The organism is Salinivibrio sp. PR919, assembly GCF_001995355.1.
GTDB lineage: Bacteria > Pseudomonadota > Gammaproteobacteria > Enterobacterales > Vibrionaceae > Salinivibrio > Salinivibrio proteolyticus.
In genome coordinates, this window is the sequence record NZ_MUFL01000174.1 from 1 (window position 1) to 1,036 (window position 1,036).

Here is a 1,036-nt window from a genome sequence, read left to right on the forward strand (position 1 = left end):
AGATAGCATTGATATTGCCCTTTCATCCTTGGTTGCCCAACGGTGGCAATCTCTGCAAATATTGGTTATCGATGATGCCTCGGATGATAATACGGTCGCTAAGGTGAAGGCTTGGCAAGCACGGGATGCACGTATTGAATTGTTGCGTCAGCCTTCTAACCAAGGTGCATATGCGGCGCGGAATGCAGGTGCCAAGGCTGCTCGAGGGGATTTTATTACCACCCATGATGCAGATGACTGGTCGCACCCTGAGAAAATCGCCCAACAAATGACGTATTTGCTTGCCCATGCAGACGTGATGGGAGTCTGCACTCATTGGGTTCGGGTAGATGCGCAGTTGCGCGTGACCCAAAATTGGCGTCCAAGTGAAAAGCTTATTCACTATAGTCACTCGTCGTTTTTGTTCCGTCAGCAGGTTTTGGCTGAGGTTGGCATGTGGGATCCGGTTCGCTGTGCTGCGGATACGGATTTAATCAAGCGTGTGACTGCCTTTTATGGTCAGCATGCGGTGGCTAAGATCTTGCCGGATGTTCCATTGGCGTTTGCACTGGATCAAGCTTCGTCACTGACACGTCAATCTATCTCGCATGTACGAAGTGTGTATTTTGGCTTGCGGGCCGTTTATCACCAAGTAAGAGGGTTGGTGCGTGACGTACAACCCGAGTCTCTCTCAAGAGCCGATACGTTGATCCCACAAACGATGTTGAGAGGCCGAGAGAATGATCACACCTTTGATGTGCTGCTTGTCGCGGATTTTTCTCTCGTTACGCCAGAGAGACCGGGCTGGGTTGAAAAACTTAATCAGGCGCTGGTCGCCGATCAAAAGATCGCACTATTTCATTGGCCGAGCATGGAAAGATGTACCCGCCCATTTCATGCTTCTCTCATTAAAGCATTAGATTCTGACCAGTGTCGCTTTGTGGTTGGAAATGAGCAATGTGCGGTTCATTCTGTATGGATTAGTGGGGAAGTGTCACTAGAAAATAAGATCGATCAGCGACCAATATTGACTCAGGTCAATGAGATATTTATCGAT

At 48.7% G+C, this 1,036-nt stretch carries 1 protein-coding gene; it reads left to right on the forward strand.

Annotated features, from left to right (window positions below; translation table 11 throughout):
- Window positions 1-1,036, forward strand: a 1,036-nt coding sequence (locus tag BZG83_RS16455) for a glycosyltransferase family 2 protein (RefSeq protein WP_131825122.1), incomplete at both ends; no start/stop codon positions are given.